Origin of the sequence: Kribbella deserti, assembly GCF_042434725.1 — a bacterium.
In the GTDB taxonomy this organism is placed as follows: domain Bacteria; phylum Actinomycetota; class Actinomycetes; order Propionibacteriales; family Kribbellaceae; genus Kribbella; species Kribbella deserti.
Genome location: NZ_JBHLTC010000026.1, coordinates 1 through 17,477, shown reverse-complemented (window position 1 = coordinate 17,477; position 17,477 = coordinate 1). Strand labels below are relative to the sequence as shown.

Genomic DNA, 17,477 nt, shown 5'->3' with positions numbered 1-17,477 from the left:
GTACTCCTGCTCTATTGTCTAACGTTGTTAGACAGCAACGTAGCCGGACCGCCCGGCGACGGACAAGCGAATTCGGAGCAGCCGGACATGGGCCCACGCGATCGGTCCTCCCACGCGGCGGCCGGTATCTCGGTCGCCACCATCGTCGAGGCCGCGCTGGCGGTCATCCGGCAACGCGGTGTCAACGGTCTGACCATGCGCTCAGTGGCCGAGCAACTGAAGGTCCGGGCGCCGTCGCTCTACCACCACGTGCGCAACAAGGACGAGCTACTCGACCTGGTCGCCCGGAACGCTTTCGCCGCGTTCGCGCCCGCCCGGCAGGCGTACGACGAGGTGGCGAGCCTCGACGACTGGATCGCGGTGACGACGGCTGGATCGCTAAGACTGCGCGCGTTCTACGCCGACCACGCGGGGTTGGCTCAGCTCATCCTGGCCAAGGCGATTCCCGGTCGCGACCGCGGCGACGACAACCGGGCGGAACTCGTCCGCGCCCAGCTCCAGGCACTCGTCCGCCTCGGCGTTCCGGAATCCACCGCTCGCGACATCTTCGAAACCGCAGCCCGCTGGAGCATGGCCGCCATCGCCGCCGAGCCCACTCCCGCCTCCGCGGAGGAGGCCGCGCGCAACGACACCCTCTTCCGTCACGGCCTGGACCTCATGATGCTCGGCATCCGTACCAACCTGTCGCACGAAGGCTAGTTCGCCGAAGCAGGCGAATCCGCCGGCAAGGGAGCCTGGAAGGCGCGGCGGTAGGCGACCGGCGACATGTGCACCCGACGGGTGAAGTGCTGGCGGAGATTGATGGCGGTGCCGAAACCGCAGTGGCCGGCTATCTCTTCGACCGACAGACTGGTTGTCTCCAGCAGCGCTTGGGCGTGACGGACTCGCTGGGTGAGCAGCCATTGCAGCGGCGTCAACCCGGTCTGTTCGTGGAAGCGCCGGTTGAGCGTGCGTGGGCTGATGGCCGCCTGCCGGGCGATGTCGGCCAGCGTCAGCGGGTCGCCGAGGTGGTCCCGCAACCACCGCATGGTCGGTTCCAGCGAACCACTGTCGGCGACGGGCTCCGGATGAACGATGAACTGCGCCTGCCCACCTTCGCGTTGAGGCGGAACGACGATATGACGAGCGACTTCGGCGGCCACCGCCGAGCCGAAATCGTTGCGGACCATCTGGATGCACAGGTCGAACCCACTCGCGGCTCCGGCAGAGGTGAGCACGTCACCGTCGTCCACGAACAACACGTTCGGATCGACCTCCAGCTTCGGATACCGCCGGGCCAAGGCCGGAGCGGACGTCCAGTGCGTGGTCACCCGCCGCCCGTCGAGCAGTCCGGCCGCCGCGAGCAGAAAGGCGCCAGTGCAGATCGACGCGATCCGCGCGCCCCGGGCGTGGGCCTGCCGCAGCACCGCGAGCACCTCTGCGGCCGGCTCGGTATCGGTTCCCGCGCCCGGCACGATCACCGTCTCGGCGGTCAGCGCCGCGGACAAGTCGTACGGCGCGGTGACGCGGAAGACCTCGACTCCGCCTCGACCAGTGACCACCAGGTCCGGTCGCTCGCCACACATGACCACTTCGTACAGCGGAGCTCCGAACAGCACGCCGGCCGGTTTGTCCTGAGAGTGCGCGGTGCCGAAGACCTGCCCGGGAATCGCCAGGTTGAGGTTGTTCACCCGCTGGGCGATGAGAACGGCAACACGATGCATGTCACTAATCTATCGAAGAGGGGCATTCTTGCCACTGTCGAGTAGCGACAGGCCTGGCGACGATGGCTGCTGTGCTCACCTTCACTCAACTCGCCGCTTACGTCATCGCGATTCTCTTGCTCGCCCTGCTGGGCTGGCTCGCCGACAACCTGCTCCGCCCACGCCCGCGGCTCACTCGTAGGTCAAGAGAGGTTGCGGCGCATGAGGATGCGGGGGTGACCGGCGAGCACGGAGGTGGTGTCGGCGACCTTGGTGAAGCCCGCGCGTTCGAAGTTCTTCCGGATGCCGACGTACGCCATCGTGAGATCGACCCGGGCGTCCCCGTTGTCGAGCGGATAGGCCTCGACCGCCGGTGCTCCGTTGGCGCGGGCGAAGTCGACGGCCCCGGCGATCAGGGCGTGCGAGATGCCTGACTTGCGATGACCCGGGCGGACGCGGATACACCACAGCGACCAGACCGGAAGTTCGTCCACGTGCGGAATCTTCCGGTTGCGCGCGAACGTGGTCTCCGAACGCGGGCCGACCGCGGCCCAGCCGACCGGCTCGTCACCGTCGTACGCGAGCACTCCGGGAGCCGGTTCGCCCTGGCACAACTCGGCGACGTACTCGGCTCTGGCCGGACCGCGCAGCTCGTTGTTCAGCTTGGACGGGATCCGATAGCTCAAACACCAGCAAACGTTGGCATCCGGGGACTTCGGGCCGAGCACGGCGCGAACGTCGGCAAAGACCGAAGCCGGCCGAACCTCGATACTCATGCCCACACGATGCCACGCCCGAGCCGCTGAACCCTCACCCGCCGGCATTCCGCCGTACGGTGACGGCCATCGCGGTGGCGACGGCGGTCGCGAGGATCGCCAGGGCGAAGCCGGAGTGCGGCCCGTGCTGGTCGATCACCCGGCCGGCGATCGCGGCACCACCAGCGATTCCGGCCGCGCTGCCCGAGTTCAACCAGGTGAAGGCCTGGGTGAGTACGACGGGTTCCACCATGGATTCGGCCATCACCGCCGACAACACCATGTACGGCGCCAGCGCGGCCCCCGGCAGCGCGAGCGCGATAGCGAGCGTGCCAGCGCTGTCGGCAAGCAGCAGCGGAACGCTGAGTAGGCCCAGTGCACCAAGTGCGAGCACCAACTGCGTAGGCGCAGGCATTCGCCAAGTTCGTGCGCCATAAACAAGGCCGACCACGATGCTGACCAAGCTGGTCACGCTGTAGAGAGGGCCGGCCAGCGAAGCCATTCCCCCGCCCACCGCGAAGGCCGTGACGGATACCTGCATGGCGCCGAAGTACAGCCCGACGCCGATGCTCGTGCCCACGAGCGCGCCGAACCCCGGACGCATCAGCCGCGCCGGTTGCTCCGCCGCCGCCGCCGTACGCGCTACGCGCGCGGGAGGCGCCGTACGGCGTTGCAGCGCGAGCGCGAATCCACCAGCCAGCAGCAGGCTCGTGGCAAGCGCGGACCCCGCGACCGGATCGACCAGGGAGCTCACCGTGCCCACCAAGGCCGGGCCGACCAGGAAGGCGAGGCCGTTCAGCAACGACTCCAGGGCGAAAGCCGAGGCGAGCGCCGGACTACCGGCCAGGGCGTGGGACCAGCGGGCCGAGGTCTGGGCGCCGATCTGCGGGATCGACCCGCCTGCCAGGACTCCCGCCACCATGAGCAGCCAGAGCTCCGCCGACGAGACGGTCAGGCCGATCAGCATGGCCACGGCCGCCGCATGCGCCACCAACGTGACCGGCAACATTCGGGTCTGCCCGTACCGGTCTATGAGGCGCGCCACCTGCGGCCCGCCTATCGCCTCGGCGATGGCGAATCCGCCTGTCACGGTTCCGGCCGCGGCGTACGAGCCGGTCGAGCCGTGGACCAGCCAGACGATGCCGAGACCAGTCATCGCGATACCGATCCGGGCTGGTGCTCCGGCCAAAAAGAACTTCCACGCGCCAGGTGTGCGCAAAGCGTTGGCGTAACCGCTCTGCTGGGTTTCGGGCGTGCGAATCCGTCCGGTGAGTGCCGGCACGGTGATACCTTCCGCTGCCCGTCGGGGTGGTGATCTGACCGTGGGCGTTCGACTTCATCGGTCCGTCATGCCACCAACAACCGTCCATGTTTGGCAGGAAGCGGGAACGCACGCCGCCTGCCGGCTCTGTCAACGGGCAGTACTCGAGTTACAGGTTGAAGCTTCATCCTACCCCGACGAGCGGTCGGGTCAGAGCCAGCCGTTGGTCTCCGCGAGCCGATAGGCATCGGCTCGGCTGTTCACCCCGAGCTTGCTCATCACCGCCGAAAGGTGGTTGCGCACCGTTCCCGCGGACAGGCCGGTACGACGCGCGATGGCCGTCGCGGGGGTGTCGAACTGCGCCAGGCGGAGGACTTCCAGTTCGCGCGGCGTCAACGGGCAAGGCGGCGCGGTCAGCGCATCGGCGGCGAGGGCCGGGTCGACGTACCGGCCGCCGGCGTGCACGCGGCGAATCACCTCCGCCAGGGCACCACCGGGTGAGCCCTTGGGCAGAAAGCCCTTCGCTCCGGCGTGCAAGGCCTGCGCGAGATGCGGCGGGCGGCCGCGGCCCGTGAGGATGACGACCTTGCAGGACGGCACAGCGCGGGTCAGTTCCGCGGTCACCTCCAGGCCGTCGAGACCAGGCATCTGCAGGTCGATCACCGCGACGTCGGGACGATGGGCCCGCGCGGCCTCGACCGCGGCCCGCCCGTCCGCGGCCTGGGCGACAACGTCGAGATCGGCTTCCAGCCCGAGCAGCGCCGCGACGGCCTGCCGGATCAGCTCCTCGTCATCGGCGAGCAGCACGCGGATCATCGCCGCCGGTTCAGCCAACGGGGATCTCGACTCCGAGCTCGAACCGGCCGTTCCGCGAGTCCACGCGCAGCTTGCCACCCGCGGCGGCCAATCGCTCGGCAGCGCCGCGAAGGCCGTAACCAGGATCGGCCGAACCCCGGCGAGCACCGTCGTTCGTGATCGTCATCCGCACCTCCGTCGCGTTCCGGCTGACGCCGATCTTGCACCATGTCGCCGAACTGTGCCGCAGCACGTTCGTACACGCCTCGCGCAGCACCAGCGCCAACTGGGTCGACACCTCCCCCGGCAGCCCGTCGAGTGCGGCGCCATCCACCTCGGGCCGGATACCGGCCTCGCGCAACACGCTGGCGAAGGCGTCCACCTGATCGCCGAGGTCGACCGCGCGATAGCCCTCGACGGCCTTGCGTACCTCCGAAAGCGCCGCGGCAGCGAGGTGCTGAGCGTCGTACGCCTCGCGCGTGGCCCGTTCGGGGTCCACGCCCGCGAGGCGTGCGGCGAGTTCCGCCTTCAGGGCGATGACGGTCAACTGGTGGCCGAGCACATCATGTACGTCGCGTGCGAACCGCAGGCGTTCCTCGCTCACGGCCAGCCGGGCCCGGGCCTCGCGACCGGCGCGAGCTTGCTCCAGCAATGTCCAAAGCCATAGCGGCAGTACGGCGGTCGCGAGTACGGTCAGTCCGATCGACACCGCGATGACGCCGTGCACCAACAGGGAACCGCCCGTCCAGGCACCGACCGCAAGCGTGCCGAGAATTACCAGCCCGAACTCGATCGGCCATCGGGCCACGCCCCAGCTCCGGCCGATGACGAGCGGCAGGTAACCGGCGGTCGCACCTCCGATCCAGGCCCAGGTGTGCCGGTCGGGCGGTCCGAGCGGCGCGACCAACGGGATCGACAGCAACGCGACGGCGAGGAAAACCGCTACCAGGCGACCACTCGTTGCCTGGCTGGTTGCGGCCGCCCGGTACAGGCAGTACGTGTAGCCGACGGCCAGCACAACGATGCCGAAGGCACCTAGCCAGCGACGCGACGGGTCCGGCTCGTCCCACCATGCCAGCGCCGGCCCGATCAGGCACGGCAACCACAGCAGGCCGGTCAGGCCGAGGATCACGCGGCGCATCAGCCCCGGATCCTCGGCCGACGGCAGGTCGAGCGAGGTCATGCCGACCATGACAACACGATCGTCGCGGCAACGACCAGGTCCAGCACGCCGCACCACTCCGCGTACGCCCGCGGTACCACCGCGTCGTACCGATGGTGCACCGCATCCCACAGCGCGTGCAGGGCGAACCCGGCCGCCACGATCCAGCCCGCCGTCCGAGGATCAGTGCCTGCGGCAACAACCGCCAGGCCGACGTACACGCCCAGGCCGACCAGCTGGATCGCGAGCATGCGGGGATCGCGCAACCGGCCGCGGATCGCGCCGATCAAGGTGAAGGCCACCGGCAGGCCGAGCATCACCCAAGGCCCGGGCACCAACGGATCGACCCAGTTGTCGGCGGTCATCGCCAGCGCGATCCAGGTCGGCCAGCGACGGCCGATCGCGGCGATCAACGGCCGCGCAGATCCGTGCTGATCCACTCCGTGCTGATGCGAGCCGTGCTGGTGCGAGCCGTGCTGGTGCGCGGAGTAGTGCCGCCGCCGGAACAGCATCACCGCGACCATCGCCACGATCATCGCGGTATGCCCGCCCATCTCCAGGTCCCCGGCCGAGATCCAGCCGAGCCGGAAGGGCACCAGCAGAACGAGGTACGGCACGATCATGGCCGCGGACATCTCGATCAAGTCACGCCGGCCGTGACCGCGGTAGACCATCCACACGCCCATGCCGATGGCCATGTCCACCGCCATCGTCAGCGTGGTGATCTCGATGCGATCCCCCAGAATGGCCTGCCACAAGGGATCCAGCAGGGCCATTCCTACCACCATGGCCACGAGCATCTCGAAGAAGTGCCGCAGCCAGTGCCGCCAACTGACACCGGCGGGCGCCGCCGCGATCGGTGCGATTCGAGTCATCTCTGTCATACCCGAAAGTCTTCCGGCGGCCGGGCGCGACCGGCACCCACGCTCTGTCACGCCCGGCCCATGCAGTTGTCACGGTCCACCCATGACACCCGCTTACGGATGCCAGCGCACTTCAAGCCCGGGCGGTTACCGGAGCGGTTGCCAATCGGTGAAGGTGGGGCTGCCGGGCGCGGTCTGCAGGCGGTGGAAGACGCGGCCGTCGGGTTGGCGGATCACGATGTCGAGGCGCTGGTCCGATCGCAACGACGCCACCGGGTCGCTGCCGGCGGAACCGCCCAGACTGGACCAACCACCGAAGCCGCCGTTCGCACTGAGCTGGTGGGACCACCAGACACTGCCATCGGCAGCGCGGGACACCAAGGCGAGTCGCCCTTCGGCCTGGCTGATGAGTACCGGATCGTTGGCCGGACTCGCCCCAAGGCTCGTCCAGGTCGCGGAGAACCCGGCGGCGTTCGCAGCCGTCTGGGTGTTGACGTACACGATCGAGGCCGTGCCCTCCCAGCGCCGGGCGGCGACCACCAGACGGCCGTCGGCCTGCCGGGCGATGGTCGGATCGCCATCAAATGTGGGCCCAGTGATCACGCGCCAGCCGCCCCAGGCCGAACCGTTCGGCGCCACCTGCGGGTTGAACCAGATTGACCCGTCAGCCGCGCGGGCGAACAACACCAGCGAGCCGTCCGCGTTCGTGCCGAAGACCGGTTGACCGGCCGGGCTCGCGCCCAGGTCCTGCCAGGTGCTGGCGAAGCTGCCGTTCGCGGCCTGCTGGACGTTCAGGTAGACCCGGGAACCGGGTGCTTCGTTCCGCCGGATCGCGACCGCGAGGCGGCCATCCTGCGTGCGAGTTACTACCGGATCGCCAGCAGCCGCTGATGAGCCTGGCAGCTGCGTCCATCCGGGGAAGGCGCCGTTCGGTTCAGCCTGCCGGTTGAACCAGATCGTGCTGTCGGCCGCCCGCGAGAACAGCACCACCCGTCCGTCCGGTTGACGCGACGCCACTGGCCTACCGGCCGGGCTCGCGCCGAATCGCTGCCAGCCGCCGTACTCGGTGGTGGTCTGGGTGGAGCTCCAGACGTTCGCCTCGCAGCGGTTCGCGGTGTGCCCGAAAACGGACAGCTTGCCGTCTTGCTGGGCGATGACCTCAGGCTTGCTCCCGCTCACAAAGCTCAACGGAGATCGGGCCTGCCAGAGCCGGTAGGACCAGAACCCGCCTCCGGTCGGCTCGGTGGCGAAGTACACGTCGAGCTCGTCGGCGAGCATGCCGTAAGCGTTGCGCACGATGCCGGAGTTGTGGTTGTACGGATAGCCGCTGAGGCAGCTCGTCACCTGCCCGACCACCGACCAGGTGCCGGTACCGCTCCAGATGGCCGCACCCGGGATCCGGGCGATCTCCGTGTGCTGCTGGACCCGGTCGTTACCAGGGCCGGTGTCACGCGATACGAAGAACTCGTCCCGCGCCGGGTCGTACACAAACGACGCGTTATGCAGCCAGACTCCACCTCCGGGCTCCGGGGTGAGCCCGTCCGAAGGCACCCAGACGCGCGAGCCGAGCTGCGGGCTGTCGGCGTTGCTGAGGTCCACCTCACGCCGTGCGAGGGTGTTCAAACCGCTGTAGAACAAGAGGACCTTGCCACCACCGTCGACCGAGGTAGCGCTGGGCTGACCGATACCCCACTCACTCACCGGCCCCTCGGTACCGCGATCGAGCAATGCGCGCGGGGCGATGCGCCACGGTCCCTCGGGCGAGTCGGCGTACGCGACGCCGATCACGTTGATCGCGTCCTCGGTCGGATAGCGGTCCGTGTCGGGATAACCGAGGAAGAACATCGCCCAGCCGTAGGTGTGGCCTCCAAGCCGGAACGAGCCGCGGACGACCTCGGGATCGCAGATGTGCCTCGACGCCCAGCTAGGCGTACCAGCCCGCTGTGGGTCCAGTGGGAAGGAGATCTGGCTCCACGCGTAGCTACCGTCTGCCTGCTTGGTGCCCTTGTTGGCGCCGATGTGATCCCACACCTGCCCGGGAACCCGGTTCGCGCAGTAGTAGGCCATCCGCTCGGTCGGCGAGAGCTGTACGACGGATGGCGCGTACTGGTAGTACGGACCGGCCCCGGCGGGCGTCGGAATGCCTGCGTGCGTTGCGGTCGACGGGTTCCACGTCTCGTCGCCCGCGGTGACGCCGGCATGAGTGGGAAGGAGCAGCTGGCAGGTCAGAATCGTTGCACACAGCAGGATCCGGTGCAGGCGCGCACGCATCGGTGCTCCTCGCGGTAGGGCCGATCAAGACGCGTGACATCCTCATCCGCGCCGATCCCCCACACCATCCTTTCCACCCAGCTCAAACGCCAACTACTCCCCGTCACCAGGCCGTCCGGCTGGTGAATCGGTGGCCCACTGCCGCGACAGCCGAATCGGGCCTCTTCAGAGCGCCTGTACGCCGGGCCGCCGGTCCTCCACGACGTACGACGCCCGGGTGCTGATCGGAGCGCCGGGCGTGGTCACGTACGGCACGACCCGGAAGTCACTGCGCCACCGCTGCCGGTCGACCGTCACCCGGACATAACCGCGCTGGGCGTTGAAGAACTTCAGATGCGGATTGGCCGCGAGGAAGTTCTCGCCTTGCGGGGTGGTGTCCGCGCCGTCGCCACCGCTCGTGATCGACGTACCGACGAACTCGGTACCGACCACCCGCGACGCCGGATCCGCGAAGTCCCGCTTGAGGTCGAGCGCGTAGTTCTGGTGCCGGTCCCCCGTGATCACCACCAGGTTCCGTACGCCGCTGTCCTGCGCCGCCGCGAGCACCTGGTTCCGCTCGGCGACATAGCCGTCCCACGGGTCGAGCCATACATGCGTGGTCGGGCCCGGTTCCCAGTCGGTCTGGCCCATCGGCGCCTGGTTGCCGAGCACCTGCCAGCGGGCGCGCGACTGGCGGAAGCCGTCGAGCAGCCACTTGCGCTGCTTACCGCCGAGCATCGTGTTGTCCGGGTCGAACCGGTCGTCACAAACCGCGGAGGCGCCGTCGCCGCAGGGCTGGTCGGAACGGTACTGCCGGGTGTCGAGCATGGTGATGTCGGCGAGCCGGCCGTACGGAAGGCGCCGGTGCAACTTGACGTCCGGGCCGGACGGCATCTGGTCGTGCCGCAGCGGCATGTTCTCGTACATCGCCTGGAACGCCTGGGCACGTCGTACCCGGAACACGGCCGGGTCTTGGTCCGGCTCGGTGTCGGCCTGGGACAGGTCGCCCGCCCAGTTGTTCTCCACCTCGTGGTCGTCGATCGTCTGGATCCACGGGAACCGGGCGTGCGCCTGCTGCAGCGGCAGCTCGGACTTGTACAGCGAATACTGCAGCCGGTACCGCGCGAGGTCGAACGTCTCGGTGTGGAACCGCGGATCGGTGACCACCCCACGCCGGTTGGTCTTCACGCCCGATTCGTACAGGTAGTCGCCGAGGTGGACGACCAGGTCCAGGTCCTCGTTCGCGAGGTGCTCGTACGCCGTGAAGTAGCCGTCCTGCCAGGCGTTGCACGAGGCGAAGGCGAACCGCAGCTCGCGCGGATTGGCCAGCGGCTGCGGCGTCGTTTTCGTACGCCCGATCGGCGAGATCTCCCCGGCCGTACGGAAGCGGAAGTAGTACTCGCGATCCGGCGCCAGCCCGTGCACCTCGGGGTGGACCGAGTGCCCGAGTTCAGGAGTCGCGACCACGCTCGAGCGCCGTACAACATGCCGGAACAGCGGATCCCGCGACACCTCGTACTCGACCCGCACGGGCCTGGCCGGCATACCCGCACGACCGTCGACGGCGAACGGGTCGGGCGCGAGCCGGGTCCACAACACCACCCCGTCGTGCCGCGGATCACCCGAGGCAACGCCAAGCGTGAACGGGTTCCCGGCCTTCGGCGCGGCGAACGTGGTCGAGGCGTCCCAGCTACCGGTGCCAAGCAGTACGGCGGCAGTACCGGCGCCTCCCAGACCGAGAAAGCGACGACGAGAGACAGACATAGAGCTCCTCCTGCGACAGGGCGGGTCCGTGGAAAGCGGTCGCCAGCCTGTCCCCGCCACGTAACCCACCCCCAGCCACCACCCAAACCCCAGATGAACCGCAGGTGCCGGTCAGAATCAGCCGGTTTCAGCCTCGGTCAGGCGGTTTTGCAGGAGTTCGGCCAGAGGGAGGGATTCGCCGTCGCGGGCGCCGCGGCCGACCACCAAGGGCGGGTCGGAAGGCAGGACCTTTACGCCGAGGAGCCGGGCCTTGAGGCTGGCCGGGGTGCCGAGCACGTAGAAGTTGCACTCGGCATCTACTCCGAGTGACCGGTTGCGACGCAGGTACCAGCCGGTGAGACCGGTTCGGTAGCTCGCGCCGGACCCGACCACCGGGGCCCGCAACGGCACGGGCTCGATGCCGAGGGCCGTCATCGTCTCGACGAAATCGGCCAGTAGCGCCCGGGCCTGCGCGGTTTCGGCGGCTCGCTGGTTCTCCAGGGCGGCACCGTGCGCGATGGCGGCTTCGCGCCGCTTCTCACGCCAACTCGGCTCCTGCTCCATACCCGCAACCCTACGACGGTCGGTGACCATCGCCACTCCCGGTCGGGCGCGGCCGCCCGGCCCATTAGGGTGGGCATGCCTGGCGGGGTGACCCGCGGGCGACATAGACGGAGCAGAGGAAGCGGAGTACGCGGTGACTGAGTCGACCATCATCTACACGCACACGGACGAGGCCCCGGCCCTGGCCACCTACTCGTTCCTGCCGGTGATCCAGGCGTACGCCGCGCAGGCCGGGGTGGGTGTGGAGACCCGGGACATCTCGCTGGCCGGACGGATCATCGCCGTCTTCGGCGACCACCTGACCGAGGACCAGCGCATTCCGGACGCGCTCGCCGAGCTCGGCGACCTGGCCAAGACGCCGGGCGCGAACATCATCAAGCTGCCGAACGTGTCCGCCTCGCTGCCGCAGCTCAAGGCCGCCATCGCCGAGCTGCAGGCCCAGGGCTACGCGCTGCCGGACTACCCGGACGAGCCGAAGACCGACGCCGAGCGCGACGTCCAGGCGCGGTACGACAAGATCAAGGGCTCGGCCGTGAACCCGGTGCTGCGCGAGGGCAACTCCGACCGCCGCGCGCCCGCCTCGGTCAAGCAGTACGCGCAGAACCACCCGCACCGAATGGGCGAGTGGACCGCGGACTCCAAGACCAACGTCGCCACCATGGGCGAGAACGACTTCCGCTCGACCGAGAAGTCGTACGTGGTCCAGGCCGACGACACCCTGCGCATCGAACTGGCCGGCGCCGACGGCAGCACCAGCGTGCTGCGCGAGTCGATCCCGGTGCTCGCCGGTGAGGTCGTCGACTCCTCCGTCATGCACGCCGCCGCGCTGCGCGAGTTCCTCACCGCGCAGGTGGCCCGCGCGAAGGCCGACGGCGTGCTGTTCTCGGTGCACCTGAAGGCCACCATGATGAAGGTGTCCGACCCGATCGTGTTCGGGCACGTGGTGCGCGCGTTCTTCCCGAAGACCTTCGCCCAGTACGGCGAGACGCTGGCCGCCGCCGGCCTCAGCCCGAACGACGGCCTCGCCGGGATCTACACCGGCCTGGCCGGACTGCCGGACGGCGACGCGATCAAGGCGTCGTTCGAGGCCGAGCTGGCCGACGGCCCGGCGCTGGCGATGGTGGACTCCGACAAGGGCATCACCAACCTGCACGTGCCGTCCGACGTGATCGTCGACGCCTCGATGCCGGCCATGATCCGTACCTCCGGTCACATGTGGGGCCCGGACGGCCAGGAGCACGACACTCTCGCCGTACTGCCGGACAGCAGCTACGCCGGGATCTACCAGGTCGTGCTCGACGACTGCCGCGAGAACGGCGCGTTCGACCCGGCCACGATGGGCTCGGTGCCGAACGTCGGCCTGATGGCGCAGAAGGCCGAGGAGTACGGCAGCCACGACAAGACGTTCGAGATCGCCCAGGCCGGTACGGTCCGCCTGGTCGATGCCGCCGGCAACGTCGTACTGGAGCAGGAGGTCGCCGCCGGTGACATCTTCCGCGCCTGCCAGACCAAGGACGCCCCGATCCGCGACTGGGTCAAGCTCGCCGTCACCCGCGCCCGCGCCACCGGCGACCCGGCCGTGTTCTGGCTGGACGAGACCCGCGCCCACGACGCGCTGCTGATCTCGAAGGTCACGCAGTACCTGACCGAGCACGACACCGAAGGTCTCGAGCTCAAGATCCTGGCCCCGGTCGAGGCGATCAAGTTCTCGCTGGACCGGATCCGCCGCGGTGAGAACACCATCTCCGTCACCGGCAACGTGCTGCGCGACTACCTGACCGACCTGTTCCCGATCCTCGAGCTGGGTACCAGCGCGAAGATGCTGTCGGTCGTACCGCTGATGGCCGGCGGTGGCCTGTTCGAGACCGGCGCGGGCGGCTCGGCGCCGAAGCACGTGCAGCAACTGGTGAAGGAGAACTACCTGCGCTGGGACAGCCTCGGCGAGTTCTTCGCGCTGGCGGCCAGCTTCGAGCACCTCGCCCAGACGACCGGCAACGCCCGGGCCCAGGTCCTCGCGGACACCCTGGATCGCGCCACCGCGACATTCCTCAACGAGGACAAGTCCCCCACCCGTCGCGTCGGCGGCATCGACAACCGCGGTAGCCACTTCTACCTGTCGCTGTACTGGGCGCAGGAGCTGGCCGCGCAGACCGACGACGCCGAGCTGGCGAAGGCCTTCACCACGGTGGCCGAAACCCTCGCCACGAACGAGCAGACCATCGTCGACGAGCTGCTCGCCGTACAGGGCAACGCGGTCGACCTCGGCGGCTACTACCACCCGGACCCGGCCAAGGCCGCGGCCGTGATGCGCCCGTCGAAGACCTGGAACGACGCCCTGGCCACGCTGGCCTGAACCAACGCGGCCTGAGGCCATCACGGCTGAAGGTTCGAAGTGTTGAAGAAGTCCGCGAAGGCGCCCGGCGATTTCCGTCGGGCGCCTTCGCGCTTCTCTGTTGGCCTCAGCCGGGGCCCTAGCTGGGGAGCAGGCTTTCGACCACGGCGGCGAAGCCGGCGGCCGTCGGATTGCTGGAGTCGATCGGGCGGCACATCGCGATCCGTAGCGGCGCAATGTCGACGATCGGCACCCACACCAGATCGGGCCGGCCGTAGTGCAGCCGCAGTGACTCCGGCGCGATGCAGATCGCCGATCCCGCCGCGACGTGCTCCAGCATTTCCTCTACGTTGTCGTTCTCCGGTCCCCAGATCGGCTCGCGGCCGTCCGGGCGCGGATTGACCGCCCACCAGTCGACCCAACCGCGCGGCGCCTTCCGGGTCCACACGATCGGCTCCTCCGCGAGGTCCGCGATCGAGAGCTCCGTCCGGCCCGCCAGCGGATGATCGCTCGCTAGCCCGGCCAGGCGCGGTTCGACGGCGACGATCCGCGTGTGCAGTCCGGTGGTGTCCGCGGGCATCCAGACGAAGGCGAGATCCACCAGGCCGTCGTGCAGCGCAGCGACCTCCCCACCCCACTCGAACCCCTTCGGCTCCACCGCGCAGTCGGGATACTTGCGTTTGAACTCGGTGTAGGCCCGCGTCGCCAGTGATCCCGCACCCGAGGCGGTGAACCCCACCCGCAGGATGCGCGATCTCGCCGCCGCCGCAACGCGCGTACTGCGCTGGGCCGATTGCCAGTCGGCGAGCAGTTGCCGCGCCAACGGCAGCAACGCCTCACCGGCGGCCGTCAGTTTCACCTCGCGGGCCGTTCGCTCGAACAGCGGCGTACGCAAATCCTCCTCCAGCCGGCGGATGCTCCGGCTCAACGCCGGCTGGGACACGAACTGCCGCTCAGCGGCACGACTGAAGTTCAGCTGCTCCGCCACCTCGACGAAGTACCGCAACGACCGCGTATCCACATCCATGCGCGCCCTCATCCTCCCCGGTCCCTACCACCAGCCTATGCACGCCCATGCACGCCCATGCACGCCCATGCACGCCTATGCACGCCTATGCACGCACTGCATAGCCAAAGGTCTTGGACGCCACCCCTACCCCCGCGATCTCCTGACATACAGCAGCCCAGCCACGGTCACCCCGAAACACGACCCACCACCACTACCACCCCACCCACGGTCGGACCCGGAATACGACCCGCCACCGCAGCTGACCTACCCACGGTCGGACGCGGAATACGACCCGCCACCGCAGCTGACCTACCCACGGTCGGACGCGGAATGCGGTTACGCGCCGGTGGATCGCATTCCGCGTCCGACCGTGGGCAGGGAGGAGCGTGGCAACCCGCATTTCGGGTCCGACCGTCGGAAGGAATCTGCCCAATCACCCTCTGAACCAAGGAGTTCTGCCATGTCGGACATTTCCCGGGCCACGCTGTTGCGCGGGGCCGCTTTGACGACCGCTGCTGCGTTGGCGGTGCCTGGTACGGCGTACGCGAAACGTGGGGAACACCCGAACGTCAAGCTGATCCGCGGCTACTACGAGGCCTACGCCGCGAACGACCTCAACGCGATGCGCACCAGGTACTTCGCGCCGGACATCCGCTGGACCATCCCGGGCCATCACCCACTGGCCGGGACCAAGCACGGCGCAGACGAGGTGCTGGCCTTCTTCGCGCAGTTGGCGAAGGCGGGGTTCCGCGCCGACCCGATCTTCCTCGCGGCCGACGGCGACTGGGTGGTCGACCTGCATCGCGGCTGGAGCACCCGGCCGGAGGGACTCGACATCACCTGGGCACTGGCGTTCCGCATCAAGGCCGGGCGCATCGCCGAGGCGGTCAACTACCCGAGCGATCAGCACGCCGCCGACGCGTACTTCTGGCGGAACTACCCGCTGGCGCCGCTGCCGACCCGCCTCGCGCCCTGACTTCCCGCCCCGCCTTTCCCGCCCCGCATTTCCCGCCCGCCTTTCCCGCTCTGACCTTCCCGCCGATCGAAAGGTTCTCCCAGTGACAGACAAACCAGCAGTACGTCGTACCCGGCGGCAGGCCCTCACCATCGGCGCGCTCGGCGCCGTCGGCAGCGCGGCGGCCCTGGCCAATCCCGCCCACGCCGCGTCCGCCTCCTCCGCCTCAGCCCCGTCCACCTCCGGGCAGGTCGCGCGGGCTGGGCGGTTCGCCGGCAAGGTCGTGCTCATCACCGGTGCCACTTCGGGTATCGGTGCGGCGACCGCGCGGGCCATGGCGGCCGAAGGCGCGCGCGTCTTGTTCTGCGGCCGCCGGGCCCACCTGGGCCGGAAGATCGAGCAGGAGATCCGAACCACCGGCGGCGAGGCGACGTACCGGCGAGCCGACGTGCGCAACGAGTCCGAGGTGAAGGACCTCGTCAACGCCTGCCTGAGGCGGTACGGGCGGCTCGACGTCGCCGTTAACAACGCCGGGATCGAGAGCCCACGGGTGGCTCGGATGCACGAGCAGACGCTCACCGACCTGGAGACCGTCTGGCGTACCAACGTCGCCGGGGTGTTCCTCGGGATGAAGTACGAGATCCCGCCGATGCTGAAGCAGGGTGGCGGCGTCATCATCAACACGGCCTCGATCTCCGCCGAGGTGGGCTTCTCGACGATCGCGCCGTACAACGCGAGCAAACATGCGGTGGCCTCGCTGACCAAGGTCGCCGCCCTGGAGTACGCCGCCGACAACATCCGGGTCAACGCCTTCGCGCCCGGCGCTGTCGACACGCCCATGCTGCGCCGGGCCGCCGAGGCGTTCGGGGTGACCTACGAACAGATCGCCCAGGACTATCCGATCAAGCGGATCGTCCGGCCGGAGGAGATGGCGTCGGTGGTGATGTGGCTCAGCTCCGACGAGTCCAGCGCCGTCATCGGCACCGACCTCGACGCCTCCGGCGGCTACCTAACCGCCTGAATCGCCACGCCGATCTCGCTGGCCGGCCGCGTCGATCCGAGGGGCCGCCGCGTCGGTGGCCCGCGCGGCCGGCCTGGCCGATCCGGGAGAGCTTTGGTGACGAACACTTGGCATGACGATCACCCGGCGCGTCGTACTGTCCATGGCGCTCAGTACGGCGGCGCTCGCGACGGGCTGTAGCCAGAAGAAGTCCGCGGGCGCCGTCCAGCGCGTGACGTACGGGCCGGACCCGTCGCAAGTGGCGGACCTCCACCTGCCGCCGGGCGATGCCGTCGTACCGGTGGCGGTCGTGATCCACGGCGGCTTCTGGATGAGCGGGTACGGCGTCGAGCTGGCCACGCCGCTCGCCGAGGATCTCGCGGCGCACGGTATTGCCGGCTACGCGATCGAGTATCGCCGGGTCGGCGATGGCGGCGGCTGGCCCGCGACCTTCGAGGATGTCGCCGCCGCGATCGATGCGCTCGAAGGTCAACCGAGGCTCGACCTTCGTCGCGTTGTCGCGGTAGGCCATTCAGCCGGAGGCCATCTCGCCGTCTGGGCCGCGGGCCGTCACCGCCTGCCGCCTACTGCTCCCGGCGCCGCGCCGAAGGTGGTTCTCAAAGGTGCGGTGTCCCAGGCCGGCGTACTCGATCTCGTCGACGGCGTCCGCGCGAACCTCGGCGGGCAGGCGGTTCGGTCGTTGATGGGCGCGAGCCCATCCGAAGACCCGGCGCGGTACGAGCTCGCGTCGCCGTACGAGCAGGTGCCGCTCGACGTACCCATCTCCCTGGTGCACGGCGCCGCTGACCGCATCGTGCCGATCGAGCAGAGCCGCCGCTACCGCGACGCGGCGACCCGCGCCGGCGCTACCGTGACCCTGACGGAACTCCCTGACGTCGGCCACTTCGAGTTCATCGACAGCGGCCACAGTGCCTGGCGTAGTTGCCGCGAAGAGCTCCAGCGCCTCCAGCAGGCATAGCCTCGATCTACCGCCCACTGGCCTTCGGATGGCCAGTGGGCGGTAGATCTGCTGTCAGTAGGTTGCCGGGCGGTAGCCGGTCCAGCCGTGGCCGACGGGTTGGCCGCTGTTGAAGGTGCCGTCGCCC

The 17,477-nt window shown here is 69.0% G+C and carries 15 protein-coding genes; 5 read left to right on the top strand and 10 right to left on the bottom strand.

The window, feature by feature from the left end:
• The first annotated feature begins 87 nt into the window (after nt 1-87).
• Nucleotides 88-699: a TetR/AcrR family transcriptional regulator gene (locus tag ACFFGN_RS20350; RefSeq protein ID WP_380049957.1), complete on the top strand. Its 612-nt coding sequence runs from the start codon at nt 88-90 to the stop codon at nt 697-699.
• Here ACFFGN_RS20350 and ACFFGN_RS20345 read toward each other — a convergent pair.
• The 9 genes from ACFFGN_RS20345 to ACFFGN_RS20305 all read right to left on the bottom strand — a co-directional run bounded on the left by ACFFGN_RS20345 (nt 696) and on the right by ACFFGN_RS20305 (nt 11,075).
• On the bottom strand, nt 696-1,703 hold the full coding sequence (locus ACFFGN_RS20345; RefSeq protein ID WP_380049954.1) for a GlxA family transcriptional regulator: 1,008 nt from the start codon (nt 1,701-1,703) through the stop codon (nt 696-698). The genes ACFFGN_RS20350 and ACFFGN_RS20345 overlap by 4 nt on opposite strands.
• Before the next feature lie 182 nt (nt 1,704-1,885).
• A complete protein-coding gene (locus ACFFGN_RS20340) occupies nt 1,886-2,458 on the bottom strand; it encodes a GNAT family N-acetyltransferase (RefSeq protein WP_380049951.1) in 573 nt (190 codons plus the stop codon).
• A 34-nt stretch (nt 2,459-2,492) separates the two neighbouring features.
• Nucleotides 2,493-3,719, bottom strand: coding sequence for an MFS transporter (locus ACFFGN_RS20335; RefSeq protein ID WP_380049948.1), 1,227 nt, complete (start codon nt 3,717-3,719; stop codon nt 2,493-2,495).
• Between the two features lie 189 nt (nt 3,720-3,908).
• Nucleotides 3,909-4,532, bottom strand: coding sequence for a response regulator transcription factor (locus ACFFGN_RS20330; protein WP_446685211.1), 624 nt, complete (start codon nt 4,530-4,532; stop codon nt 3,909-3,911).
• The gene (locus tag ACFFGN_RS20325; protein WP_380049945.1) at nt 4,525-5,676 is read right to left on the bottom strand and encodes a sensor histidine kinase; all 1,152 of its coding nucleotides are present in this window, start codon (nt 5,674-5,676) and stop codon (nt 4,525-4,527) included. Before ACFFGN_RS20325 ends, ACFFGN_RS20330 begins: the two co-directional genes overlap by 8 nt.
• Nucleotides 5,673-6,539 carry a hypothetical protein gene (locus ACFFGN_RS20320; protein WP_380049942.1) on the bottom strand — a complete coding sequence of 289 codons (867 nt, stop codon included), beginning with the start codon at nt 6,537-6,539 and terminating at the stop codon, nt 5,673-5,675. Before ACFFGN_RS20320 ends, ACFFGN_RS20325 begins: the two co-directional genes overlap by 4 nt.
• Nucleotides 6,540-6,665: 126 nt before the next feature.
• Nucleotides 6,666-8,789 carry a DUF8189 domain-containing protein gene (locus ACFFGN_RS20315; protein WP_380049939.1) on the bottom strand — a complete coding sequence of 708 codons (2,124 nt, stop codon included), beginning with the start codon at nt 8,787-8,789 and terminating at the stop codon, nt 6,666-6,668.
• Between the two features lie 165 nt (nt 8,790-8,954).
• Nucleotides 8,955-10,532 carry an alkaline phosphatase D family protein gene (locus tag ACFFGN_RS20310; RefSeq protein ID WP_380049936.1) on the bottom strand — a complete coding sequence of 526 codons (1,578 nt, stop codon included), beginning with the start codon at nt 10,530-10,532 and terminating at the stop codon, nt 8,955-8,957.
• Nucleotides 10,533-10,649: 117 nt separating this feature from the next.
• Entirely contained in the window at nt 10,650-11,075 is a 426-nt protein-coding gene (locus ACFFGN_RS20305) for a hypothetical protein (protein WP_380049933.1), read from the bottom strand.
• Between the two features lie 133 nt (nt 11,076-11,208).
• Between ACFFGN_RS20305 and ACFFGN_RS20300 the strand changes: the two genes are divergently transcribed.
• Nucleotides 11,209-13,428 (top strand): NADP-dependent isocitrate dehydrogenase, encoded by a 2,220-nt coding sequence (locus ACFFGN_RS20300; protein WP_380049930.1) that lies wholly within the window; start codon nt 11,209-11,211, stop codon nt 13,426-13,428.
• Nucleotides 13,429-13,546: 118 nt separating this feature from the next.
• Here ACFFGN_RS20300 and ACFFGN_RS20295 read toward each other — a convergent pair whose 3' ends face one another.
• Nucleotides 13,547-14,434 (bottom strand): LysR family transcriptional regulator, encoded by an 888-nt coding sequence (locus ACFFGN_RS20295; RefSeq protein WP_380049927.1) that lies wholly within the window; start codon nt 14,432-14,434, stop codon nt 13,547-13,549.
• Between the two features lie 442 nt (nt 14,435-14,876).
• Here ACFFGN_RS20295 and ACFFGN_RS20290 point away from each other — a divergent pair, with 442 nt between their 5' ends.
• From ACFFGN_RS20290 to ACFFGN_RS20280, 3 genes are all read left to right on the top strand, one after another.
• Nucleotides 14,877-15,392, top strand: a complete 516-nt coding sequence (locus ACFFGN_RS20290) for a nuclear transport factor 2 family protein (RefSeq protein WP_380049924.1) — start codon at nt 14,877-14,879, stop codon at nt 15,390-15,392.
• A gap of 82 nt (nt 15,393-15,474) precedes the next feature.
• The gene (locus ACFFGN_RS20285) at nt 15,475-16,392 is read left to right on the top strand and encodes an SDR family NAD(P)-dependent oxidoreductase (RefSeq protein ID WP_380049921.1); all 918 of its coding nucleotides are present in this window, start codon (nt 15,475-15,477) and stop codon (nt 16,390-16,392) included.
• A 112-nt stretch (nt 16,393-16,504) separates the two neighbouring features.
• Entirely contained in the window at nt 16,505-17,350 is an 846-nt protein-coding gene (locus ACFFGN_RS20280) for an alpha/beta hydrolase family protein (RefSeq protein ID WP_380049918.1), read from the top strand.
• Nucleotides 17,351-17,477 lie beyond the last annotated feature (127 nt).